The sequence below is a fragment of the Micromonospora mirobrigensis genome (genome assembly GCF_900091555.1).
Taxonomy (GTDB): Bacteria; Actinomycetota; Actinomycetes; order Mycobacteriales; family Micromonosporaceae; genus Micromonospora; species Micromonospora mirobrigensis.
The window spans coordinates 228,937-252,586 of record NZ_FMCX01000006.1; the positions used below are offsets into that span (position 1 = coordinate 228,937).

Annotated in this window: 21 protein-coding genes and 1 tRNA gene; 13 read left to right on the top strand and 9 right to left on the bottom strand. The window is 73.0% G+C overall.

The features are described from left to right. Positions 1–155 precede the first annotated feature (155 nt). The gene (locus GA0070564_RS20765; protein WP_091610939.1) at positions 156–3,704 is read left to right on the top strand and encodes a hypothetical protein; all 3,549 of its coding nucleotides are present in this window, start codon (positions 156–158) and stop codon (positions 3,702–3,704) included. Between the two features lie 95 nt (positions 3,705–3,799). Here the strand turns inward: GA0070564_RS20765 and GA0070564_RS20770 are convergent, their stop codons facing one another. Both GA0070564_RS20770 and GA0070564_RS20775 read right to left on the bottom strand, forming a co-directional pair. Further along, the gene (locus GA0070564_RS20770; protein ID WP_091610942.1) at positions 3,800–4,777 is read right to left on the bottom strand and encodes an endonuclease domain-containing protein; all 978 of its coding nucleotides are present in this window, start codon (positions 4,775–4,777) and stop codon (positions 3,800–3,802) included. Between the two features lie 122 nt (positions 4,778–4,899). Continuing rightward, entirely contained in the window at positions 4,900–5,583 is a 684-nt protein-coding gene (locus GA0070564_RS20775) for an IclR family transcriptional regulator (protein WP_091610945.1), read from the bottom strand. 69 nt (positions 5,584–5,652) lie between these two features. Here GA0070564_RS20775 and cysS point away from each other — a divergent pair, with 69 nt between their 5' ends. Both cysS and rlmB read left to right on the top strand, forming a co-directional pair. Beyond that, complete coding sequence (cysS, locus tag GA0070564_RS20780; RefSeq protein WP_091610948.1) at positions 5,653–7,068, top strand: cysteine--tRNA ligase; 1,416 nt, start codon at positions 5,653–5,655, stop codon at positions 7,066–7,068. Beyond that, positions 7,068–8,195 carry a 23S rRNA (guanosine(2251)-2'-O)-methyltransferase RlmB gene (rlmB, locus tag GA0070564_RS20785; RefSeq protein WP_091610951.1) on the top strand — a complete coding sequence of 376 codons (1,128 nt, stop codon included), beginning with the start codon at positions 7,068–7,070 and terminating at the stop codon, positions 8,193–8,195. The genes cysS and rlmB overlap by 1 nt, the downstream gene beginning before the upstream one ends. A 143-nt stretch (positions 8,196–8,338) precedes the next feature. Here rlmB and GA0070564_RS20790 read toward each other — a convergent pair whose 3' ends face one another. After that, on the bottom strand, positions 8,339–9,430 hold the full coding sequence (locus GA0070564_RS20790) for an ABC transporter ATP-binding protein (protein ID WP_091610956.1): 1,092 nt from the start codon (positions 9,428–9,430) through the stop codon (positions 8,339–8,341). A 329-nt stretch (positions 9,431–9,759) separates the two neighbouring features. Between GA0070564_RS20790 and GA0070564_RS20795 the strand changes: the two genes are divergently transcribed. Together GA0070564_RS20795 and GA0070564_RS20800 are read left to right on the top strand one after the other, a co-directional pair. Then, positions 9,760–9,836 (top strand) — tRNA-Thr (locus GA0070564_RS20795). 84 nt (positions 9,837–9,920) lie between these two features. Next, positions 9,921–10,292, top strand: a complete 372-nt coding sequence (locus tag GA0070564_RS20800) for a hypothetical protein (RefSeq protein ID WP_091610961.1) — start codon at positions 9,921–9,923, stop codon at positions 10,290–10,292. A 90-nt stretch (positions 10,293–10,382) separates the two neighbouring features. On the opposite strand, the gene GA0070564_RS20805 is transcribed toward GA0070564_RS20800, so the two are convergent. Beyond that, positions 10,383–10,847: a carboxymuconolactone decarboxylase family protein gene (locus GA0070564_RS20805; protein ID WP_091610965.1), complete on the bottom strand. Its 465-nt coding sequence runs from the start codon at positions 10,845–10,847 to the stop codon at positions 10,383–10,385. 119 nt (positions 10,848–10,966) lie between these two features. Between GA0070564_RS20805 and GA0070564_RS20810 the strand changes: the two genes are divergently transcribed. The 4 genes from GA0070564_RS20810 to GA0070564_RS20825 all read left to right on the top strand — a co-directional run bounded on the left by GA0070564_RS20810 (position 10,967) and on the right by GA0070564_RS20825 (position 13,362). Next, entirely contained in the window at positions 10,967–11,827 is an 861-nt protein-coding gene (locus tag GA0070564_RS20810; RefSeq protein WP_091610968.1) for a sigma-70 family RNA polymerase sigma factor, read from the top strand. Continuing rightward, positions 11,824–12,228: a helix-turn-helix domain-containing protein gene (locus GA0070564_RS20815; RefSeq protein WP_176730770.1), complete on the top strand. Its 405-nt coding sequence runs from the start codon at positions 11,824–11,826 to the stop codon at positions 12,226–12,228. Before GA0070564_RS20810 ends, GA0070564_RS20815 begins: the two co-directional genes overlap by 4 nt. A gap of 34 nt (positions 12,229–12,262) precedes the next feature. Continuing rightward, positions 12,263–12,682 (top strand): VOC family protein, encoded by a 420-nt coding sequence (locus GA0070564_RS20820; protein ID WP_091610973.1) that lies wholly within the window; start codon positions 12,263–12,265, stop codon positions 12,680–12,682. A gap of 65 nt (positions 12,683–12,747) precedes the next feature. After that, positions 12,748–13,362, top strand: coding sequence for a histidine phosphatase family protein (locus GA0070564_RS20825; protein WP_091610976.1), 615 nt, complete (start codon positions 12,748–12,750; stop codon positions 13,360–13,362). Here the strand turns inward: GA0070564_RS20825 and GA0070564_RS20830 are convergent. The 3 genes from GA0070564_RS20830 to GA0070564_RS20840 all read right to left on the bottom strand — a co-directional run bounded on the left by GA0070564_RS20830 (position 13,359) and on the right by GA0070564_RS20840 (position 16,383). Next, positions 13,359–13,928, bottom strand: a complete 570-nt coding sequence (locus tag GA0070564_RS20830; protein ID WP_091610981.1) for a TetR/AcrR family transcriptional regulator — start codon at positions 13,926–13,928, stop codon at positions 13,359–13,361. The two genes, GA0070564_RS20825 and GA0070564_RS20830, sit on opposite strands and share 4 nt — an antisense overlap. Then, positions 13,925–15,520 carry a succinic semialdehyde dehydrogenase gene (locus GA0070564_RS20835; RefSeq protein ID WP_091610985.1) on the bottom strand — a complete coding sequence of 532 codons (1,596 nt, stop codon included), beginning with the start codon at positions 15,518–15,520 and terminating at the stop codon, positions 13,925–13,927. Before GA0070564_RS20835 ends, GA0070564_RS20830 begins: the two co-directional genes overlap by 4 nt. 200 nt (positions 15,521–15,720) lie before the next feature. After that, positions 15,721–16,383, bottom strand: coding sequence for a type 1 glutamine amidotransferase domain-containing protein (locus GA0070564_RS20840; RefSeq protein ID WP_245670145.1), 663 nt, complete (start codon positions 16,381–16,383; stop codon positions 15,721–15,723). Between the two features lie 72 nt (positions 16,384–16,455). Between GA0070564_RS20840 and GA0070564_RS20845 the strand changes: the two genes are divergently transcribed. Continuing rightward, a complete protein-coding gene (locus GA0070564_RS20845) occupies positions 16,456–17,337 on the top strand; it encodes a LysR family transcriptional regulator (protein WP_091610991.1) in 882 nt (293 codons plus the stop codon). Positions 17,338–17,383: 46 nt separating this feature from the next. Here GA0070564_RS20845 and GA0070564_RS20850 read toward each other — a convergent pair whose 3' ends face one another. Further along, complete coding sequence (locus GA0070564_RS20850) at positions 17,384–17,932, bottom strand: protealysin inhibitor emfourin (protein WP_091610995.1); 549 nt, start codon at positions 17,930–17,932, stop codon at positions 17,384–17,386. A gap of 213 nt (positions 17,933–18,145) precedes the next feature. Between GA0070564_RS20850 and GA0070564_RS20855 the strand changes: the two genes are divergently transcribed. The 3 genes from GA0070564_RS20855 (at position 18,146) to GA0070564_RS20865 (ending at position 22,063) form a co-directional block, all read left to right on the top strand. Beyond that, complete coding sequence (locus GA0070564_RS20855) at positions 18,146–20,551, top strand: M4 family metallopeptidase (RefSeq protein WP_091610999.1); 2,406 nt, start codon at positions 18,146–18,148, stop codon at positions 20,549–20,551. 96 nt (positions 20,552–20,647) lie between these two features. Beyond that, positions 20,648–21,415, top strand: a complete 768-nt coding sequence (locus GA0070564_RS20860) for an enoyl-CoA hydratase/isomerase family protein (protein WP_091611002.1) — start codon at positions 20,648–20,650, stop codon at positions 21,413–21,415. Between the two features lie 66 nt (positions 21,416–21,481). Beyond that, entirely contained in the window at positions 21,482–22,063 is a 582-nt protein-coding gene (locus tag GA0070564_RS20865; RefSeq protein ID WP_176730771.1) for a hypothetical protein, read from the top strand. 426 nt (positions 22,064–22,489) lie between these two features. Here the strand turns inward: GA0070564_RS20865 and GA0070564_RS20870 are convergent, their stop codons facing one another. Then, a complete protein-coding gene (locus GA0070564_RS20870) occupies positions 22,490–23,590 on the bottom strand; it encodes a hypothetical protein (RefSeq protein ID WP_091611009.1) in 1,101 nt (366 codons plus the stop codon). Positions 23,591–23,650 lie beyond the last annotated feature (60 nt).

A 23,650-nucleotide genomic window follows, 5' to 3' on the forward strand; every position in this document is an offset into this window, starting at 1 on the left:
ATGGCATTTCTGCTGCTCACGGGCGGTGTGCGGGTCGAAAGTCCCTGGCGCCCACGGCATCTTCGGAGTTGTCTTGCTACGAAGAGTCACATTGAGCGTGGACCGCTGCCCGGGGGGAGCCGGAAGGCCGTCGGTGCGCGCGGGGAGGAGCAGTCATGCCCGACGAAACCACCACCCGAGAGGCCGCCGTCCCGAAGCAGGCGACCGCCGACGAGGCGACGACGCTCGCCGCAGCCCCACCGGACTACTTCGGATCCGTCCCGAACTACGCCAACAGCCCGCTGCCGGTCGTGGTGGGCGGGGGCGTCCAGCCCGGCACCGGCATCCGCAAGTTCATCGACAGCCTGCCGGGCCTCGGCCCGGCGAAGGCCAACGACCTGGGCAACTACATCCCGGTCGCCACCCCGGACACCATCACCTACCCGGGCAGCGACTACTACGAGATCGGCATCCAGCAGTACACCCAGCAGACCAACCGGGACCTCCCGGCCACCCGGTTCCGCGGCTACAAGCAGCTCAACAACGGCACCGACCCCTCCGGGCACAACACGGTCACACCACCCGCCCGGCCCTACTACCTGGGGCCGGTGATCATCGCCCAGCGGAACCGGCCGGTCCGGTTCAAGCTGGTCAACCAGCTGCCCACCGGTGTGGCCGGCAACATCTTCCTGCCCGTGGACGTCACCATCGGCGGCGCCGGGACCGGCCCGCTCAGCCCCACCGAGCTGTACACCCAGAACCGGGCCGTCCTGCACATGCACGGCTCGGAGACGCCCTGGATCAGCGACGGGACGCCGTTGCAGTGGCTCACCCCGGCCGGTGAGGTCACGTCCTACCCGCGCGGGGCGAGCTACGCCAACGTCCCGGACATGCCCGATCCGGGGCCGGGAGCGGTGACCCTCCTCTTCCCGATGCAGCAGAGCGCCCGGATGATGTGGTTCCACGACCACACCGAGGGCACCACGCACCTGAACCCGTACAGCGGGCAGCTGAGCTTCCTGTTCCTGCGGGACCCGGTCGAGCAGAAGCTGATCGCCGACAAGGTGATCCCCGCCGACGAGATCCCGCTGGTCGTCCAGGACAAGACCTACGTACCGGACCCTGCGCAACTGGCCGCCCAGGACCCGACCTGGGACACCGCCAACTGGGGCGGCAAGGGCAGCCTCTGGATGCCGCACGTCTACATGCCGAACCAGAACCCGTACAACGCCGCCGGGGCCAACCCGATCGGCCGGTGGGACTACGGCCCGTGGTTCTGGCCGCCGTTCACCGGCATTGAGAACGGGCCCGTGCCCAACCCGTACTACGACCCCGTCACCCGGCCCTGGGAGCCGCCTCTGCAGCCGGGCACACCGACGCCCTCGATCACCCCCGAGGCGTTCATGGACACCCCGACCATCAACGGCTGCGACTACCCCGTCCTGACGGTGCAGCCCAAGGCCTACCGGTTCCGCATCCTCAACGCCTGCAACGACCGGGCGGTGAACCTCCAGCTCTACTACGCCGCCTCGAACGGCACGATGTGGAAGCCGAACGGCACGCTCAACGACGGGAACGCCGGCGAGGTGCACATGGTGGAGGCGTGCCCGAACCCGGACTTCCCGCCGACCTGGCCGACGGACGGACGCGAGGGCGGCGTACCCGACCCGAACGCGGTCGGCCCGGACTGGATCCAGATCGGCAACGAGGGTGGCCTGCTGCCGGGCGTCGCGGTGATCCCGCCGCAGCCCATCAACTACGAGTACGACCGCCGCTCGATCACCGTGCTCAACGTCTCCGACCACTCGTTGCTCCTCGGGCCGGCCGAGCGGGCGGACGTGATCGTCGACTTCTCCTCGGTACGGCCCGGAACCAACATCATCCTCTACAACGACGCCCCGGCCCCGATGCCCGCCTACGACACCCGGTACGACTACTACACCGGCGACCCCGATCAGACCGACTCCGGCGGCGCCCCGACCACCCAGCCCGGGTACGGCCCGAACACCCGCACGATCATGCAGATCCGGGTGGCCGGCGCGCCCTCGGCGCCGTTCAACCTGGCCCAGCTGGAGACCCGGCTGCCGCAGGCGTACGCGCAGAGCCAGCCGAAGCCGATCGTGCCGGAGGAGGCGTACAACACGGCGTTCGGCACCAGCTTCCCGAACACCTACGTCGCCATCCAGGACACCGAGATCACCTTCACCCCGATGGGCGGCAGCGGGCCGGTCACCCTGCCGTTGCAACCGAAGGCGATCGTCGAGGACTTCGACCCGGTCTACGGCCGGATCCTCACCAACCTCGGCGTCGAGCTGCCGCACACCACCGCCTTCACCCAGACCAGCATCCCGCTGCCGTACATCAACCCGCCCACCGAGATCCTCACCATGTCCAACCTGGCCACCCCGGTCGGCTCGGCGGGTGACGGCACCCAGCTGTGGAAGGTCACCCACAACGGGGTGGACACCCACTTCATCCACTTCCACTACTTCAACGTGCAGTTGGTCAACCGGGTCGGCTGGGACGGCGCGTACAAGCCGCCGGACGCCAACGAGGTGGGGTGGAAGGAAACCGTGCGGATGAACCCGCTCGAGGACTGCATCGTGGCGATGCGGCCGGCCATCCCCAACCCGCTGCCGTTCAAGATCGGTGACTCGGTCCGGCTGCTCGACCCCACCCAGGTTCCCGGTACGACCAGCGGGTTCGCCCAGGTCGACCCGGAGACCGGTGACCCGCAGACCGTCGCCAACGTCCCCTACAACTTCGGGTGGGAGTACGTCTGGCACTGCCACATGGTCGACCACGAGGACTTCGACATGATGCGGCCGATCAGCATCAAGGTCTCGCCCGACCCGCCGTTCGACCTGCGGGCGGAGCCGGCCCCCGGCTCGCCCACCATCCTGCCGGGAATCGCGGTGTACTGGAGCAACCCCGTCGACGGACCCCCGGCCACCTCCATCATCATCCAGCGGGCCACCGACCCGGGATTCACCACGGGACTGACCGTGCTCACGCCGGCGGTCACGGCCACCGGCTACACCGACCTCGCCGTGGTGCCCGGGGTGACGTACTACTACCGGGCCCGGCGGGAGAACACCGTCTCCTACTCCGCCTGGTCGAACACGGCCTCCGCCTCGGTCGGGCTGTTGCCCCCGACCAACCTGACCGCCGTCCAACTGGCCGGCGTGCCGTACCGGGCGGCCCTGAACTGGAACAACAGCTCGTACAACACCAGCGCGGAGCTCCAGCGGGCCACCAACCCGACGTTCACTGCCGGGCTGACCACCGTCGCCCTGGGCCCCAACAGCACCAGCTACATCGACACCACGGTGGCGGTGGGAACCACCTACTACTACCGGGTGCGCACCGCCTATCTGGGCGTCGCGTCGCCGTGGTCCAACACCGCGACGGTGACCATCAACGACGTTCCGGCCGTCCCTACCAACCTGGCCGGGACCGCGGTCGCGGTGGCGGGCGGCACGGCGACGGTGAACCTCACCTGGCAGGAGAGCGCGGCCAGCCAGGTCAGCGGATTTACCCTCCAGCGGGCCACCAACGTCACCTTCACCAGCGGCCTGGCGACCTTCACCCTGGCCCTCAACGCCCGGAGCTACAGCGACACCGGCCGAGCCCGGTCCACCACGTACTACTACCGGATCCAGGCCTTCAACTCGATCGGTCCCTCCGCGTTCAGTTCGGTCATCGCGGTCACCACACCCGCCTGACCCCGTACCCCGGAGGGGGTGGCTGCCGGCCCGGGCAGCCACCCCCTTCGGCCGTCCCGGGGTGTCCGGTGAGCGTCGTGGCGGCTGGTCCGCGGTCATGGCCGCCAGCCCCGGGAGAGCAGTGCGGCACGCACCTCCTGGACGACCGCCGGGAAGTCCTGGCGCAGCCGGCGGCTGGTCACGGGCAGCACGAGCCAGCCGGCGCCCACCAGCAGGTCGAGCCGCTGCCGGTCCCGGTGTAGCTGATCGAGGTCGCTGTGCCAGGGCCTGTCGTAGTCGACGGCGACCCGCAGCTCCGGCCATGCCAGGTCGGGGTGCAGCACGATCCCGGCGGGCAGCCGGACCGGATGCCGGGCGACGGGGCGGGGCAACCCGGCGAGCACCAACCGCACCCGCAACCGGGACTCGCCCGGTGACCGGGCGCCCGGATCGGCCAGGTCGAAGACCCACCGGGCACGCGAGGCGCCAGGCCGGTCGGCGTTCTCCTCCGCCGCGTCTGCGAGCCCGCCGCGGCTGGTCAGCCCCCGAGCCAGCAGGCTGTCCACGATGCTGACGGCCCGGACCGGCTCCAACCACGCCGCCGTCTCCCAGGCGGCCAGCGCCGGTTCGGACCGTGCGGGTGCGGGCAGCGCCGGGCCGGGCGCGACCGGCGACGGTGGTGCCTGATCAACCGACGGCGCCGCGGCAACCAGCACCCGGGTCGCACCGGCGAGGACGAGCGGAGGCTGGAGCAGGGAGGTGTGCACGCGCAGGCCGCGCCGGCTGCGCAACGGACTGCCGTGCGCCGCGCTGACGTGCACCTCGTCGTCGAAGCCGGCGGCGTGCTCGACGCCGTGCAGGAAGGCCGCCGACGGACCGGCGATCGGGACTCCCGGCGGGAGCCGGAGCGCCACGGCACGGCAGGCGAGCCCGTGGTCGCGTTCCAGCCGGGCGTCGGCGTACACGTCGTGGTGCAGGCGGGTCCAGGCGGAGCTGCGGAGCTGGTGGACGGTGAGCAGGCCCCGGCGGACCACGTCGGATCCCCGGAAGACCTGCCCCGTCAGGTCGGCTGGTCGGTGTGCGACAGGAGGCATGCGGCCAGCCTCACCGCCGCCGTGGCGCCCCGGTAACCCCTGTGGACAGCGGGACCCCTACCGGCGCCGCGTCCCTGTGGAGAACCCTTCGCCGCATCGACGACTGTGCTAGGGGTGCCCGGTCAGCCGAGGGCCTCGGCGATGGCGGTCGCGGCGGCCAGCACCCGGGCGCCCACCGTCTCGACGTCGAGCGGCGCCAGCGCCACCACCCCCACGCTCGCCTCCAGCCCCGGCACCCCGAGCACCGGCGCGGCCACCCCGTACGCCCCGGCCTGGAGCTCGCCGCTGGTGGCGACCGGCCCGGCGGCACCGGCCCGGCCGGCGAGGATGGCCCGCCCGGCGGCCCCCCGCTCCAGCGGGTGCCGGGCGCCGGTCCGGTACGCCACGTGGAACGACGTCCAGCTCGGCTCCACCACGGCCAGCGCCACCCCCTCGCCGCCCTCGACCACTGTCAGGTGGGCGGTGGCGCCGGCCAGTTCGGCGAGGTCGCGCAGCGCCGGCAGCGCCCCCTCGGCGAGCAGCGGCTGGGCCCGCCGGGCCAGGTGCAGCACGCCGGCACCGAGTCGCAGCCGACCGTCGGAGTCGCGGCGCAGCATCCCGTGCCCGGCCAGCGCGCCGACCAGCCGGTAGACGGCCGCCCTACCGATGCCGAGCCGGTTGGCGGCCTCGGTGACGGTGAGCCCGCCGGGCGCGTCCGCGACGAGGTGCAGCAGCCGCAGACCACGGTCCAGGGTCTGCGACGTCTCCCCGCCGCGGGCCACCGGTTGCCGCGCCTCGGGGACCTGCTCACCCGTACGTGCCGACATGTCCACAGCACGCAGCGTACGACCCGGCTCCGGAGGACCGGGAAAACTACGGACGGCTACCCTTGTGAGGTGACGCTACGCCTGTACGACACCGCCACCCGATCGGTGCGGGACTTCGTCCCGCGGGAAGCCGGCAAGGTGGGGGTCTACCTGTGTGGCCTCACCCTCCAGGCGCCGCCGCACATCGGTCACCTTCGCTCGGGCGTCAACTACGACGTCCTGCGTCGCTGGCTGCTCGCCAACGGCTTCGAGGTGCGCTTCATCCGCAACCTCACCGACATCGACGACAAGATCCTGGTCAAGGCGCAGGAGCAGGGCCGCCCGTTCTGGTCGATCGCGTACGCCAACGAGCAGATCCTCTCCGAGTCGTACCGCGCGTTGAACGTGCTGCCGCCGACGTACGAGCCGCGCGCCACCGGGCACGTCCCGGAGATGCACGAGCTGATCGCCCGGCTGATCGAGACCGGGCACGCCTACCCGGCGACCGACGGCTCCGGCGACGTCTACTTCGACGTGGCCTCCTGGCCGGCGTACGGCTCGCTGTCCGGGCAGGTGCCCGAGGACATGCTGCCCGCGGGGGACGCCCCGGACCGCGGCAAGCGGGACCCACGCGACTTCGCCCTGTGGAAGGGCGTGAAGCCGGAGGAGCCGGCCGACGCGTACTGGCCGTCGCCGTGGGGGCGGGGCCGGCCCGGCTGGCACATCGAGTGCTCGGCGATGTGCTGGCGCTACCTCGGGCCCGAGTTCGACATCCACGGCGGTGGGCTGGACCTGACCTTCCCGCACCATGAGAACGAGATCGCCCAGTCCCAGGCGGCGGACCTGCCGTTCGCCCGGTACTGGGTGCACCACGGGCTGTTGAGCATCGCCGGCGCGAAGATGGGCAAGTCGGCGGGGAACGCGCTCGACCTGGCGTACGTCGCCGAGCTGGGCGTCCGGCCGGTGGAGCTGCGCTACTACTACGCCGCCGCGCACTACCGGTCCCGGATCGACTACTCGGAGGACGCGCTCCGCGAGGCGGCCGTGGCGTACCGGCGGATCGAGGGCTTCGTGCAGCGGGCCGTCGAGCGGGTCGGCGCCGGGCAGCCCGGTGAGCTGCCGGCCGGCTTCGTGGCCGCGATGGACGACGACCTGAACACCTCCGCCGCCCTGGCCGTGTTGCACGAGGTCGTCCGGGACGGCAACACCGCGCTGGCCGCCGGCGACGATGTGACCGTCCGCACCACCCTGGCCGCCACCCGGGCGATGCTGGATATCCTCGGCGTCGACCCCCTCGACCCCGCCTGGACCGGCGGGGGCCGCGCGGACGACCTGCGCGGCGTGGTGGACTCGCTGGTCGCGCTGGCCCTGGAGCAGCGCGCCCAGGCCCGCGGCCGCAAGGACTGGGCCGCCGCCGACGCCGTCCGCGACCAGCTCAAGCAGGCCGGCGTGGTAGTCGAGGACACCCCCCAGGGCCCCCGTTGGACTATTGGAGAGCAGGACTGATGGCCGGCAACTCGCAGCGCCGTGGCCGGCGACTGACGTCGAAGGCAGGCGCCCCGAAGGGCTCCGGAGGCAAGAACAAGGACTCCCTCGCCGGCCGGGGCAAGACCCTGCCCGCTGACGAGCGCCCCTGGCACAAGGCGTACTCGGGCACCGAGAAGCTGCCCCAGCGCACCGCCTGGAAGCAGGACAAGGAGCGCCGGGTGGCGGCCGAGGAGGGGCGCGCCCCGAAGATCGGTCAGCCGGGCACCAAGGACACCACCTGGGGCAGGGGCACCAAGGGCGTCGGCCCGGCCCGCGGCGCCACCGGCGGCCGGGGCGGCAAGCCCACCGGCCGCGGCGGGCCCCGGGTCGCCCCGGGCCGCAAGTCCAACCCGTCGAAGGACAGCCCGGAGCTGCTGGTCGGCCGGAATCCGGTGCTGGAGTCGCTGCGCGCCCAGGTGCCGGCCACCGCGCTCTACACCGCGCAGGGCATCGACATGGACGACCGGGTCAAGGAGATCATCCGGACCGCCGCCGACCGGGGCATCGCCAACCTGGAGATCAGCCGGGCCGAGCTGGACCGGATGACCGGCGGGGTGCTGCACCAGGGCGTCGGACTCCAGGTGCCGCCGTTCGCGTACGAGCCCTTCGACGACCTGGTCGGCTCCGCGCTGGAGCAGGCCGCCCCGCTGCTGGTCGCGCTGGACGGGGTCACCGACCCGCGCAACCTCGGCGCGGTCATCCGGTCGGCCGCCGCCTTCGGCGCGCAGGGTGTCTTCGTACCCGAGCGGCGGGCGGCGGGGATCACCGCGACCGCCTGGCGGACCAGCGCCGGCGCGGCCGCGCGGGTGCCGGTGGCCCAGGTCACCAACCTGACCCGGTCGCTGAAGGCATGCAAGGACGCCGGCTTCATGGTGGTCGGCCTGGACGCCGACGGCGACACCGACCTGTACGACCTGGAGGCCGCCGTCGGTCCGCTGGTCGTGGTGGTCGGCTCGGAGGGCCGCGGCCTGTCCCGCCTGGTCGGCGAGACCTGCGACCTGACCGTGAGCATCCCGATGATCTCCGACGTGGAGTCGCTCAACGCCAGTGTCGCCGCCGCGGTCACCCTGGCCGAGGTGGCCCGCCGCCGTTCCGTGGAGGCCTGACCTCCGCACCGCACGCCGTCGACGGGCCGTCCCCAGCCGGGGGCGGCCCGTCGCGCGTCGGAGCCACCGGGTCCGGCCCATCCCCGGGTACGACGACAGGGGCGGCCCGCCGAAGCGGACCGCCCCTGTCAGGCGTTGCTACGTCAGATCCGGGCGCCGGAGGTGGCGTGGAAGAAGTGGTTCTGCCCGGTGCGCGGCTTGACGAACACGGTGTCACCCATGTTCGGCATGCTGCGGCGGTCGGTGCGGACCACGAACCGCTCGTTGACGCCCTCCAGGGCGGCGTGGCCGTAGACGTTCGCGTCCGAGCCGAGGTCCTCGACCAGCTCGACCACGACCGGCATGCCGCCCTCGGTCGGGCTGACCATGTCGCAGTCCTCCGGGCGGAAGCCCACGGTCACCTTGCCGTTGCCACCCTCGGCCTGGGCCGCGGCGACCTGCTCCCGGGTGAGCGGGATGTGCAGGTCGGCGAAGATCGCGCCCTGCTCGGTCAGCGGCACCGTCTTGATGTTCATGGCCGGGGAGCCGATGAAGCCGGCGACGAAGACGTTGGCCGGGGTGTCGTAGAGCGCCCGCGGGGTGTCCACCTGCTGGAGCACACCGTCGAGCATGACCGCCACCCGGTGACCCATGGTCATGGCCTCGACCTGGTCGTGGGTGACGTAGACGGTGGTGATGCCCAGCTTCGCCTGGAGCGAGGCGATCTGGGTACGGGTCTGCACGCGGAGCTTGGCGTCGAGGTTCGACAGCGGCTCGTCCATGAGGAAGACCTGCGGCTCCCGGACGATGGCGCGGCCCATCGCGACCCGCTGGCGCTGACCACCGGAGAGCGCCTTCGGCTTGCGGTTGAGGAACTCCTCCAGCTGGAGCAGCCCGGCCGCCTCCTTGACCCGCCGGTCGATCTCCGACTTCGAGGTCTTGCGCAGCTTGAGCGCGAACGCCATGTTCTCGTACACCGTCATGTGCGGGTAGAGGGCGTAGTTCTGGAAGACCATCGCGATGTCGCGGGCCTTCGGGGGCAGGTGGGTGACGTCGCGGTCGTCGATGTAGATCGCGCCCTCGTCGACGTCCTCCAGGCCGGCGAGCATGCGCAGGCTGGTGGACTTACCGCAGCCGGACGGGCCGACCAGGACGAGGAACTCGCCGTCGCCGATCTCCAGGTCGAGCTGGTTGACGGCGGGCCGCTCGGTGCCCGCGTAGATGCGGGACGCCTTCGAATAGGTGACCGAAGCCATGGGGGTGCTTCCTTTCACCGGCAGGAACGTGCCGGACGATCCGAGTGAAGGAGCGGCCGGCACCGAAGGTGCCAGCCCACGGACGGCGCCTCGGGCAGGCCGTGGTGTCGTCCGTGTCACTGCACGGTAGTGCGCTTTGCCGGCACTGCCAAGACGAGGGACAAGGGATGGGACGGGCGGCATGCGCATACCGGTCAGTCGGGCACGGGCGGGCATCAATCCCTCCGACTCGACCCCGTCGGTCGATACGAATCGACGTTTGCGGTGCTCCGGGGGCCTGCCGAGCGTGATTTCCGGGTCGCGGTCGCTATGCTGACGTCGACACATGCGCCCCTGTAGCTCAGCTGGCCAGAGCACTCGCCTTGTAAGCGAGATGTCGCCGGTTCGATCCCGGCCGGGGGCTCCAATTCCATCCGGCTTCTCGCGGCGCCGCCGGCCGTCGAACGAAGCGCTGATGGCAGGTCGTCGGTCCGGCTGCCACAGTGTCGACATGACAGACCTTCCGGCCGGGCATGTCACCACCACCGCCCCGCCCCGCGCGCTGCGGGTCCTGGTCACGGCGGTGGCGTCGCTGGTGGTCGGTCCGGTGCTGCTGCTCTACGGCTGGGTGCTCGCCTGGTTCAGCCCCGAGATCACCGGTGCCGGCCGGTGTCCCGGGGGAGTCGACGACGGCGCCCTGGTCTGGTCGGTGGCGGCCTCGACGACCGTGGCGGCGTTGCTCTGCTTCGCCGTCGCCCTGGTCCGCCTGCACCGGGGCGGGCGCTGGTGGCCGTGGCTGGCCGCCGCGCTGGTGTTCCTGGCCGTCGGTTTCCCGGTGCTGTCCGGGGTGCCGTCCGCCGCCTGGTGCCCACCGGCGTCCTGACCGGCCCGGTCGGGCCGGCCGGTGACCCCGGTCAGCGGTGGGCGGAAGAGGCGGCGCGGAGGACGGCACCCCGCGCCGCCCCGGGCCGGCTCAGCCCCAGTTCTGCGGGGCCGGCTGCCGGGTGGTGGCATTGATCCGGTTGAAGAAGTTGGTGGTGGCGATCCAGAGGACCAGCGCCGCCAGCTCCTTCTCGCCGAAGTGCCGGGCCGCCTCGTCCCACACCGCGTCGGGCACCGCGTCGCTCCGGTCGGCGAGCCGGGTGGCGGCCTCGGCCAGCGCGAGCGCCGCCCGTTCCGCCTCGGTGAAGTACGGGGTCTCCCGCCAGGCGGCGACCGCGAAGAGCCGCTCCTCGGTCTCGCCGGCCTTGCGGGCCCCACGCGCCCCCGAGTCGACGCAGGCGCTGCACCCGTTGATCTGGCTCGCCCGCAGGTGGACCAGTTCGAGGGTGGTGCCGGGTACGCCGGCCGAGTGGGCGGCCTTGTAGAGCAGGTTGACCGCCTGCACGGCGTCGGGGAGCAGCGCCGCCGGGTTCGGGATTCGTGCCTCGAGAGTCATGCCGTTCCGTCCTGTTAGGCTGGCCGGCGCCCGTCGCGCCGGCCCTCACCTGGTTGTCGAGGCGACGCCGGGCGGCGTGACAGATGTGACGACGGTCATTCGCGAGGGGTGGCGACGGGATGCCCGACACCGACCTGCTGGCCCGGCGCTTCGAGGAGCACCGTCCGCACCTGCGCGCGGTCGCCCACCGGATGCTCGGCTCCTCGGCGGAGGCCGACGACGCCGTGCAGGACACCTGGCTGCGGCTGAGCCGCGCCGACCACACCACCATCGAGAACCTCCCCGGCTGGCTGACCACCACCGTCGGCCGGGTCTGCCTGGACCGGCTCCGCTCCGGCAGCGCCCGCCACGAGCGCCCGGTGGACGAGGTGACCGACGAGCCGGCCGGGGTGGCCGACCCGGCTCAGGAGGCGGTGCACGCCGAGTCGGTGGGCCGGGCGCTCGAGGTGGTGCTGACCACCCTCGGCCCGACCGATCGTCTGGTCTTCGTGCTGCACGACATGTTCGCCGTCTCCTTCGAGGAGATCGCGCCGGTGGTGGACCGCAGCGTCGCCGCCGTCCGGCAGATCGCCGTCCGCGCCCGGCGGCGGGTGCAGAGCCGATCGGCCGATCCGCTCACCGACCCGGGCCGGCAGCGCCGGGTCGTCGAGGCGTTCCTCGCCGCCTCCCGGGAGGGCCGCTTCGAGGACCTGGTGAAGCTGCTCGACCCGTACGTCGTGCTGCGCTCCGACGCGACCGCGGTCGCGATGGGCGGCCGGGCGCAGGCGCGGGGCGCCGAGACGGTGGCCGCCTTCTTCAACGGCCGGGCGCGGGGCGCGCTGCCCGCGTACGTGGACGCGCTGCCCGGTGCGGTGGTCGTTCTCGACGGGCAGGTCCGGCTGGCGCTCAGCTTCACGGTCACCGACCGGATCATCGGGATCGAGGTGGTGGCCGATCCGGCCCGGCTCGCCGGGCTCGACCTGGTCAGGGACCCCGGGTGAGTCGGGCGGCCGAGGAGTCGAACCGGGCGATGCTGCGCGCCCGGGACGCGATGGACCGGGCGTACGCGTCCCCTTTGGACGTGCCGGCGCTGGCCCGGATCGCGCACGTCTCCCCGGCGCACTTCATCCGGACGTTCCGCGCCACCTTCGGCGAGACCCCGCACCGCTATCTGCAACGCCGCCGGATCGAGCGGGCGATGGCGCTGCTGGTGGAGACCGACCGGGACGTCACGGACATCTGCTACGCGGTCGGGTTCGGCAGCCTCGGCACGTTCAGCCGGACCTTCCGCGGCGTCGTCGGTGAGTCGACCAGCGACTTCCGGCGGCGTCGCCCGGCGGTGCCGGCGAACGTGCCGAGCTGCTTCGCCAAGGCCTGGACCAGACCCAGCAGTTTCGGATAAGCACCAGCTCAGGGCCTGCCATAGCGTGGTCGGCATGACGATGAACGCGGTCACCCGCTCCCAGATCTACGTGCTCGACCAGGACCAGGCGCTGGACTTCTACGTCGGGAAGCTCGGCTTCGAGGTGAACACCGACCAGGATCTCGGCTTCATGCGCTGGTTGACGGTCAACCTGCCCGGCCAGCCCGACCGGGAGATCCTGTTGGAGAAGCCGGGCCCGCCGGCGCTGGACCCGGCCACCGCCGAGCAGGTCCGTGAGCTGCTCACCAAGGGGGTGCTGGGCGGGTGGCTGAGCATCACCACCGACGACGCCCGCAAGACGTACGAGGATCTGGTCGGTAACGGCGTCGACATCACCGACGAGCCGACCGAGCGGCCCTACGGGATCGACTTCGGCATCCGGGACCCGTTCGGCAACCGGATCCGGATCGGCCAGATGTTCCCCCGCTCCTGACGGGACACCGCGGTCGGGGGGGGCGCGGGCTAGCATCGCGTCTCCCGAGGTGTGAGGAGAGGTTTTTGGCGGCTCGACTGCTCTACCTGGCCCGGAACGCCGAGCAGGACGGCGACCGGGAGACCACGCCGGTGGGACTCTCCGAGCGGGGGCGCCGGCAGGCCACGCTGCTCGGCGAGCGGCTGCGCGGCGTACCGTTCGCCGCCGTGCACCACGGCCCGCTGCCCCGGGCCGCGCAGACCGCCGAGCTGGTCGCCCGGTCCCTGCCGGGAACTCCGGTGTACGCCACCGAGCTGGCCGGCGACCACCTGCCGCACGACACCGACCCGGCCGGGCTGCCGCCGGCGTACGCGAACCTGCTGGGCGGCTACAGCGCGGCCGAGCGGGTCGACGGGCCGCGGGTGACCGCGGCGGCGGTGCGGCGGTTCGCCGCCCCGCCGGACGGTGACGAGGACGTGCGCGAGCTGGTGGTCACGCACAGTTTCCTGATCGCCTGGTTCGTGCGGCACGCCCTGGACGCCCCGCCGGCCCGGTGGCTCGGGCTGAACCAGCACAACGCCGGGCTGACCGTGATCCGGTTCGGTTCCGCCGGCCCGCCGAACCTGATCGCCCACAACGACGTCGCGCACCTGCCGCCGGAGCTGCGTGCCACCGGCCTGCCGCCCGACTACCGGGTCTAGCGGGGCAGACCGGCGAGGAGGGTGTCGACCAGAGTGTCGGCGTCGGCGCCCGACAGCGGCCGGCGGGTGACCACCGCCCGCAGCCAGACCGGGCCGAGCAGCAGGTCGGCCAGGAGCTCGTCGTCGACCGGGCCGGTGAGCTCGCCGCGGGCCCGGGCCCGTCCGGTCACCTCGGCCACGTGCGCGCAGTGCTCGCCGAGCAGTTCGTCGGCGAGGCGGGCGAGTTCGGTGTCCGCGCCGGTGTGGGCGAGCACGTCGGCGGCGAGCCGGCCCGGGCCGTCGGCGAAGAAGGCGGCCTTCGAGCGGACCAGGGCGACCAGGTCGCCGCGGAGCGTACCGGTGTCGGGCACCGGCAGGTCCCGGGCGATGGCGTGCCGGAAGGTGGCCGCCACCAGCGGTGGCTTCGACGGCCACCAGCGGTAGAGGGTGGTCTTGTTGATCCCGGAGCGGCGGGCCACCCCCTCGACGGTCAGGCCGACGTAGCCCTCCTCGGCGAGCAGGGCCAGCACGGCGGCGTGGATCGCCTCGGCGCCGCGTGGGCCGCGGGCCGGGCGTACCCCGGTCATCGGCCGGTGCGGCGCAGCAGGCGCAGCGCCGCCGTCATCCGGCGGGTCCAGGCCGCGGTCTCGGCCGCCGGCCGGTGGTACGCGGGCGCCAGGGCCGGTCCCCGCTGCCGGGCGACGGTCTTGACCCGGGTGAACCGGAGCAGCCCGTCGGCGCCGTGCCGGCCACCGAGGCCGGAGTCCTTCCAGCCGCCCATCGGGGCGTCGACGCTGCCCCAGACGGCCGAGTAGCCGTCGTCGACGTTGACGCCACCCGCGTCGATCCGGGCGGCCACCGCCTCGCCCCGCCGGCCGGAGCCGCTGAACACGCTGGCGTTCAGCCCGTACGCGGTGTCGTTGGCCAGCGCGACGGCCTCGTCGTCGGTGCCGAACCGGTACACCGCGACCACCGGTCCGAAGGTCTCCTCGGCGAACATCCGCATCTGCGGCGTGACGCCGGTGAGCACGGTGGGTTCGAAGACGTACGGGCCGATGTCGGGTCGGTGCCGGCCGCCGGTGTGCAGGGTGGCGCCCCGGGCGACGGCGTCGGTGACGTGCGCGGTGACCGTGTCGAGCTGGCGGGCCGAGGCGAGCGAGCCCAGGTCGGCGTCGAAGTCCCCGCCGACGCCGAGGCGCAGCGCGCCGGTCCGGGCGACGAAGCGGCGCAGGAACTCGTCGTGCAGCTTGTCGGCGACGTACACCCGCTCGATGGAGACGCAGAGCTGCCCGGCGCTGGCGAAGCAGGCCCGGATGGCGCCCTCCACCGCCCGGTCCAGGTCGGCGTCGTCCAGCACCAGCAGCGGGTTCTTGCCGCCGAGCTCCAGCGAGGTCGGGACGAGCCGATGGGCGGCCCGGGCGGCGACCTCCCGGCCGACCCGGGTGGAGCCGGTGAAGCAGACCAGGTCGGCGCGGTCGGTGACCAGCGGACCGACGTCGGCGCCCTCCCCGGCGACGACCTGCCAGAGGGCGGCCGGCAGCCCGGCGGTGACCGCGAGGTCGCGGACCCAGAGCGCGGTGAGCATGGTGGCCGGGTCGGGGCGGTGCACCACGGCGTTGCCGGCGGCCAGGGCGGGCAGCACCTCGGCGACGGCCAGCGAGAGCGGATAGTTCCACGGCGAGATGACGCCCACCACGCCGACCGGGAAGCGCAGCTCGTGGGCGCGGGTGAGCACCGGCAGGGCGCCGGCCCGGCGGCGGGGGCGCAGCAGCTTCGCGGTGCGGCGGGCGTGGTAGCGGGCGTTGATCGCCACGTCGAGGATCTCCTCGACGGCGTGCCGCCGGGCCTTGCCGGCCTCCAACTGGATCAGGTCCAGCCCCTCGGCCTGCCGGTCCAGGACCAGGTCGTGCAGGCGGAGCAGGAACCGGGTCCGCCGGGAGGCGGGCAGCGTCGCCCAGGCCCGCTGTGCGGTCCGCGCGTCGGCGAAGGCCGCGTCGAGGTCGGCCGCCGTGCTCGACGGTACGTCCACGGTCCGCTCGCCGGTCAGCGGAGAGGTGGCGGTGAACGCGGGTCCGGTGCCTCGTACCTGCCCGACGAGGGCGGTCGCGGTGGCGGGCAGCGCGGGCGGCGTGCCGGCGACGGCGGGGTTGCCTTCGACGGGGGTGGCGGTGACGGTCATGCGGCCAACCGTAGCGCAACGCAACGGTGCGTTGCATTGTGAGCTGCGGCATGAGGCGACCCGCGCACGATCGTGCCCGAACATGGAAGTAGTGGCCTCCCTGCGTCGGCGAGGCCACTACTTCCTGGATCGAACGCGGTCATGGGCGGAGTGCGGGCGGGCCGGGGCCCGATGCGCGGTCTCCGGCCAGGTGGGGCGGGTCAGGCGGACTGGACGGTCTTGACGACGGCCTCGGCCAGGGCGCGGGCGGACTGCGGGTTCTGGCCGGTGACCAGGCGACCGTCGACCACCACGTGCTCGGTGAAGTTCGGCGCGGGCACGTGCGTGGCGCCGGCCTCGGTCAGCTTGTCGGCGAGCAGGAACGGCACCTCGGCACTGAGGCCGACGGCGTCCTCCTCGTCGTTGGTGAAGCCGGCCACCCGCTTGCCGGCGACCAGCTTCGCGCCGTCGGTGAGCTTCAGGTCGACCAGGGCGGCGGGGCCGTGGCAGACCGCCGACACCACGCCGCCGCGCTCGTAGATCGACGCGGCGATGCGGGCCAGATCCGGGTTGTCCGGGAAGTCCCACATCGCGCCGTGACCGCCCGCGAAGACGATCGCGTCGTATCCGGCCGGGTCGACGTCGGCGGCCTTCGGGGTGTTCTCGACACCGGCGGTGGCCAGGAAGTCGTTCTGGGTCTTGTCGTTCTCGTCGCGGCCGTCCTGCGGCGGCCGGCCACCGGCGACCGAGACCAGGTCGACGTCCCAGCCGGCGGCCCGGAAGACCTCCCACGGCTCGGCGGCCTCGCCGACGTAGAAGCCGGTCTCCCGGCCGGTGTTGCCGAGCTGGCGGTGGCTGGTCAGAGCGATCAGTGCACGAGTCATGGCACCCATGCTGGCGCGGAAAGCCATAGCCGACCAATAGGCGAATGCCACAGCCGCGATAGGTTTACTGATGTGAAGGTCTCGCTCGACCTGCTGCGCAGCTTCCTCGCCGTCCACCGGTCCGGTTCGATCACCGCCGCCGCCGAACTGCTCGGCCTGGCGCAGCCGACGGTGACCGCCCAGCTGCGCGCCCTGGAGGAGGCGGTCGGTCGTCCGCTGTTCGACAGGTTGCCCCGGGGCGTCCGGCCCACCCCCGCCGGGGACGAGCTGGCCCGCCGGGTCGCCGAACCGCTGGACCGGCTGGACACCGTGCTCGCCGACGACCGGGACGAGGCGTACCCCCGGACGGTGTTCCTGGGCGGACCCGCCGAGTTCCTGGCGGTCCGGGCGCTGCCCGCGCTGGCCGGCCTGGTCGCCGACGGGCTGGAGCTGCGGGTCACCGCCGGGCTGCCGGACGCGCTGCTGGACGACCTGGCCGTCGGGCGGCTCGACCTGGCCGTGACCAGTGTCCGACCCCGCCGCCGTGGGCTCACCGCCGAGCCGCTCTACGACGAGGAGTTCGTGCTGGTGGGCGCCCCGGTCTGGGCGGACCGGCTGGCCGGTCCGGTGACCCCGGCGGCGCTGCGGGACGTGCCGCTGCTGGCGTACGCGGAGGAGGCGCCGATCCTGCGCCGCTGGTGGCGGACGGTCTTCGACGCCCGGCTGACCCGGACGCCCAGCCTGGTGGTGGCCGACCTGCGGGCGGTGCTCGCCGCCGTGGTGGCCGGGGCGGGGGTGAGCGTGCTGCCCCGCTACCTGTGCCGGGACGAACTCGCGGCCGGGACCGTCCGCGCGCTGCTCACCCCGCCGGTGCCGCCGCTGAACACGCTCTTCCTCGCCGCCCGGCCGGTGGCGGCGGGGCGGCGGGAGGTGCAGGCGGTCCGCCGGGCCCTGTTGGCCGCCGCCCCCGACTGACAGCCCGGCCGGCGGCGTGGGGGTACGCCGCCGGCCGGGAGTGTCGTCAGGAGCCGGTGACCCGGACCAGCAGCTCCACCACGGCGGCCGTGGCCCCGGCCGAACCGTCCTCGCCGGGGCAGTCGACGTGGCCGGTCGTCCGCTGCCCGACGGTGAGCCGGTACTCGAACGCGTCGGCGCAGTTGGTCGGGGTGGCGGGGGCGTCGGCCTCGGTGGCCAGCCGGGGGTCGGCGAGCAGTTGCCGCAACCGGTCGAGATCCGCACCGGCGATCCTCCCGGTATGCCGCGATCCGGCCCCCTCGACGGTCCAGCTGCCGTCCGGTTGCACGGTCACCGTCTCCGCGCGGCCGGCGAAGCCGCCGGAGCGGGTGAGCACCACCCGCTCGGCGCTCGCCGGGAGGTCACCGGCCGGGGTCGGGGTGCCCGACGCCGGTCCGGTGGTGGGCGTCGACCCGGTGCCGGACGTCGGCGTGGGCGCGGCGGTGACGGTGGTCGGCGCGGTCGGTGCGGCGCTGCTCGTGGCGGGCGCGGACGGGGACTGCGCGGCTGGTCCGGCCGGTTCGTTCGCTGAGCAACCGCTCAGAATCATCGCCATCACAGCGATCTTGACAACTGTCCTGGGGGCTGGTGTCATGCCTCGTCGGACGTGCGACGCCCCGCTCCGGTTCCCGACAACCTGGGCCGCCTCGTCCGAACGGCCACTGTCGCCGACCAGAAGTGCTCCCCCCTCTTCTCTTTTCGTCGGTGTATCAGTATATCTACATGCGTGACTACCCCCGTCACACATTCCCCCCCTTCAGGAGGGCACGTGAAAAGACCCCTCGCCGCCGTCAGTGCAGCGCTGCTCACCAGTGGCGTGCTGACCTGCGTCGCCACCCCCGCGGCGCAAGCGGCAACCCCGAGCGCCCCCGCTCCCGCCTCGTCCGCCGCAGCACGCGCTGAGAGCCTCCTCGCCAGCAACCCCGGTGCCGTCCAGGGCGCCAGCGGTGAGGCCTACCAGGCGTACCGGACGAAGGTGGACGCGAACGGTGCGGCGCACACCCGCTACACCCGGACCTACCACGGCCTGCGCGTCTACGGCGGTGACTTCGTCATCCACACCGCCCCCAACGGCGCGTACGCCGGCACCTCGGTCGGTCTGTCCGCCCCGCTGACCCTCGGCACCGCCGCCAAGGTCACCTCGGCCGCCGCCAAGGAGACCGCCCGGAAGACCTTCAAGGGCTCGCTCGCCGCCGTGGGCGCCCCGGAGCTCTTCGTCGACGCCAGCTCGGGCAAGGGCCGGCTGGCCTGGGAGACCGTCGCCACGGGCTTCAAGGCCGACAAGCAGACCCCGTCGAAGCTGCACGTCATCACCGACGCCGTGACCGGCAGGGTGATCGGCTCGTACGACGAGATCGAGTCGGTCGCCGGCACCGGCAACAGCGTCTACTCCGGCACGGTCAGCGTGGACACCACGCTGTCGGGCAGCACCTACTCGATGGTGGACCCGTCGCACGGCAACGGCCGCACCTGCGACATGAACAACACCACCTCGGGCACCTGCACCACGTTCACCGACGCCGACAACACCTGGGGCACCGGTGCCGCCTCCAACCGGCAGTCCGCCGCGGTGGACGCGCACTTCGGCGCCGCGAAGACGTTCGACTACTTCAAGAACGTGCACGGCCGCAACGGCATCTTCGGCACCGGCGCCGGCGTTCCCAGCCGGGTGCACTACGGCAGCGCCTACGTCAACGCCTTCTGGGACGGCTCCCAGATGACCTACGGCGACGGCTCCGGCAACGCCAAGCCGCTGGTGTCGCTGGACGTGGCCGGCCACGAGATGAGCCACGGCGTCACCGAGAACGTGGTCTCCGGCGGCCTCACCTACTCCGGTGAGTCCGGTGGTCTCAACGAGGCGACCAGCGACATCTTCGGCACCTCCGTCGAGTTCTACGCCGCCGCCCCGGGTGACCCGGGCGACTACAAGATCGGCGAAGAGATCGACATCAACGGCAACGGCTCGCCGCTGCGCTACATGTACAACCCGTCGCTGGACGGCTCGTCCGACTCGTGCTGGACCACCAGCACGAAGAACAAGGACGTGCACTACTCGTCCGGTCCGGCCAACCACTTCTTCTTCAACCTCTCCGAGGGCACCGGCGCCACCTCCTGGGGCACCTCCCCGGTCTGCGGCTCCGCCCCGGCGGTGACCGGCATCGGCCGCGCCAAGGCCGAGAAGATCTGGTTCCGGGCGCTCGACGTGTACTTCACCTCCAACACGTCGTACGTCAACAACACCACCCCGTCGAACACCGCCCGGGCGTACTCCCTGCGGGCGGCGACCGACCTCTACGGCAACTGCTCCGCCGAGTACAAGGCCGTCCAGGCCGCGTGGACCGCCGTCGCGGTCTCCGGCTCCGACGCGCCCTGCTCGTCGACCGGTAACGACTTCTCCGTCTCGCTCTCCCCGACCTCCGGCTCGGTGACCGCGGGCGGTTCCGTCTCCACCACCGTGTCGACCGCGACCACCTCGGGCACCGCGCAGACCGTGTCGCTCTCCGCGTCCGGCCTGCCGAGCGGCGCGACCGCGTCGTTCAGCCCCTCCTCGGTGACCTCGGGCGGCTCGTCCACCCTCACCATCAGCACCTCGTCGGCCACCCCGACCGGCACCTACTCGGTGACCGTCACCGGCACCGGCGCCGTGACCCACACGGCCGGCTACACGCTGACCGTCAACGGCACCGGCGGCGGCTGCACCGGCGCCGGCCAGAAGATCGGCAACCCGGGCTTCGAGTCCGGCAGCACGGCGTGGACGGCCAGCTCCGGCGTCATCGGCCAGCCCGGCGCCAGCCAGCCGGCCCGCTCCGGCACCTGGAACGCCTGGATGGACGGGTACGGCAGCAGCCACACCGACACCCTGTCCCAGTCGGTGAGCCTGCCGGCCGGCTGCACCTCGTACAACTTCTCCTTCTACCTGCACATCGACACGGCCGAGACGACCACCAGCACCGCGTACGACACGGTCAGGGTGCAGGTGCTCAACTCGTCCGGCACGGTGCTGGCGACGCTGGGCACGTACTCCAACCTGAACAAGGCCGCCGGGTACACCCTGCGCTCGTTCTCGCTGGCCTCGTACGCCGGCCAGACCGTCACCCTGAAGTTCACCGCCACCGAGGACGCCTCGCTCCAGACCTCCTTCGTGGTCGACGACACCGCGGTCAACGTCTCCTGACCTGATCCGATGCCGGCGGGCCCGGCGACCACCCACCCGGGTGGTCGTCGGGCCCGCGCCGTTATGGTCGGGCCCGGGACCAACCAGGGGGAGCGCATGTCGGACGCGGAGCTGACCGTCACGGTGACCGGGCCGGTGGCGACGGTGACCATCCACAACCCGGCCCGGCGCAACGCGATGACCGCCGCGATGTGGCGGCAGCTGCCGGTCCTGCTGGACGGGCTGGCGGCCGACCCGGCGGTCCGGGCGCTGGTGCTCACCGGCGCGGGCGGCACCTTCTGCGCCGGGGCCGACCTCGGTGACCTGGACGAACTGCTGGACGCCGGTGACGCCAGCATCGCGGTGACCGCGGAGGAACGGCTGGCCGGCTTCGCCAAGCCCACCGTCGCCGCGATCGAGGGGGCCTGCGTGGGCGGTGGCTGCCAGCTCGCCGTCGCCTGCGACCTGCGGATCGCCGCCGAGGGCGCCCGGTTCGGTGTGCCGCCGGCCCGGCTGGGGCTGGTCTATCCGGCGCCGACCACCCGACGGCTGGCCCGGCTGGTCGGCCCGGCCACCGCCAAGTACCTGCTCTTCACCGGCGAGCTGATCGACGCCGAGCGGGCGCTGCGGGTCGGCCTGGTCGACGAGCTGCTGCCGGTCGACCGGCTCGCCGAGCGGGTCGACGCGATCACCGCCGTCGTCGCGGCCCGCTCGCAGCTCACCGTGGCCGCCGCCAAGGAGATCGTCGACGACCGGGCCGACGACGCGCGGATCGACTGGTGGCACCGGCAGGTCCGGGAGAGCGGCGAGGCCCGCGAGGGGGTGGCGGCGGCCAACGAGCGCCGCCCGCCGCGCTTCGGCTGGGCGCCGCCCGGCCGTCCCTGACCGCCGTTTGCCCGACCCCCGTCGATGGGTACGTCCGTCGACGGCGAACGGGGGTCCATGGTGGACATGGCGGATGTGGAGCGGGACCGGATCACCCGCGGGCGACGGCGCTTCCGGTTGCTGGCGGTCGGCGCGGTGGTCGTCCTGGCGATCGCCGGGTTCGTGATCGGGGCGATCACCGGCGGGGACGAGCTGCCGAGCTGGCGCGGGAACCCGCCCGGCTGGGCAGAGAACGCCGGCCTGGCCCTGGTGGGGCTCGGGCTGCTCGGAGAGGCAGGCTGGTTCGTCTACGGCTATCGCAGCGGCCGGTTCAAGGCCAACCGGGAGTCCCGCATCTGGGCGGTGAGCTGGTCCCGGCGGCGGGAGCTGGCCAAGCAGGTCCGCCGCGACGAGCCGGCTGCCGGCGAGGACCCGGCGGTGCTGCGCAACGTCGCCGAGCAGATGGCCGGTGGCCGCTGGCTGCTCGGGCTGTACGCCTGCATGATGCTCTTCTTCGCGGGGCAGGCGCTGTCCCGGTACTCCTGGTTCTGGACGGTGCTGCTGTTGGTGATGGCCGCGCTCTTCGTCGTCGCCGCGGTCTCGATCTTCCGGGACGCCCGCCGGGCCGAGGCGTTCCTGCGTCACCGTCCGGTCGGCGGGGGCGACTAGATTTCCCCCATGACTGGTTGGTCGGCGGTGGGCGCGACCCTCAGCGGAGTCGCGATCACCGCGCTGTTCGGGCTGCTCACCGCTTACCTGACCCACCGTTGGCAACGCGAGCGGGTCCAGCAGGAGCAGACGTTCGCCTCGCGGCGGGAGTTGCGTGCGGCCCGTCGTGAGACGTACACGAGGTATCTCGTGTCCGCCCAGCGGGCGTTCGACGCGGCGAACCGGTTGCACGCCGCCAACCGGGACCGGCCGGTCGACCCGGACGCGTTCCGTGGTGGCGGCGATGCACGCCGAGATCAGCGACGAGGCGCTACGGCCAACCTCGATGACCCGCGCCAACCAGGCCTCCTGACAGCGGCCGGTACCGGAGGTGGCGAGGGCTGGCCTGCGCGATCGCCGGGAGGGGCGGCAGCGCATCTGGTGCCGCTACCGCCGCGCCCCGGCCCGCCACAGCGGTTCGGTCACCCGGTCGACCATCTGGACGATCAGTTCGGCGTCCAGCAGCGGCCGGTTGACCTGGCCGGCGACGGCGAGCGCGGGCCGGGAGACCGACCGCCAGATCGCGGCGAGACCGCCGCCGAGGCCGACCAGCGCGATCGCGGCCCGGGTGGTGGGCGAGCCGCTGGCCGCCAGGGCGCTCACCCCGACCACGGCGAGCAGGGCGGCCAGCAGCGGGACCAGCACCGGCCGGAAGATGCCGCGGACCGCCTCCACGACCAGCCGCCGGTCCCGGATGATCAGGCGCTGCGCCACCACGGCGTAGTCGTCCTCGTCGAGCAGGTCGCGGGGGTCCAGCTCACCGGTCAGGACGCCGCGCCACAGCTCGCCCTGATCGCGTACGGCGGCGGCCAGCCCCCGGACCGTCGGCGTGCCGGACCACGGCTCGACGGTGTTCGCGGCGTCGACGGCTGTCGTCCAGGCCCGCAGGGAGCCGCGGACCACCTCGGCGGAGAACGGCGGCAGCGCGCCGGCCAGTGCCCGCAGCCAGCGGGAGAGCTGTTCCTGTCGGCCGTTGAAGCGCGGCGGCAGCGGCTCCAGCTCGCAGTTGCGGACGGTGTCGGCCAGCGACCGGCCCAGCCGGTACGCCAGCCCGACCCGGTGGTCGGTCGCCATGGTCCAGCGCAGCACGTCCATGTTCAGCTCGTCGATCGTCGACAGCAGCTCCGCGGCGTCCTCGGCCCACGGCGGTCCGGCCCGGTCGAGGTGGGACCGGGCCGCCGCCGTGCTCGGCCGCTGCCGACCGTCGGCGGTCGACGCGGCGATCCGGGTCAGCGCGACGTCCACCCCGTCGAGGTACATCCGCAGCCGGCGGGCCACCGGCATCTCGGTGAAGTTCGCCAGCTTGCGGGGCGGCTCCGGCGACGAGCCGTCCCCCGCCTCCGGCGACCAGGCGTGCGGGTGCAGCACGGTGTGGAAGGCGTCGGCGAGCCACCAGCCCAGGTGCAGCGCGGTCACCACGGCTGATCGCCCGTCCCGGTCCTCGCCGTCGGACGGGGCCTCCCACTGCAGTTGGTCGGCTGGCTGCACGGACCTCCCTCACCTGACCGGCCGCCCGGTTCGACTGGACGGACCCCATCGGCAGATCCG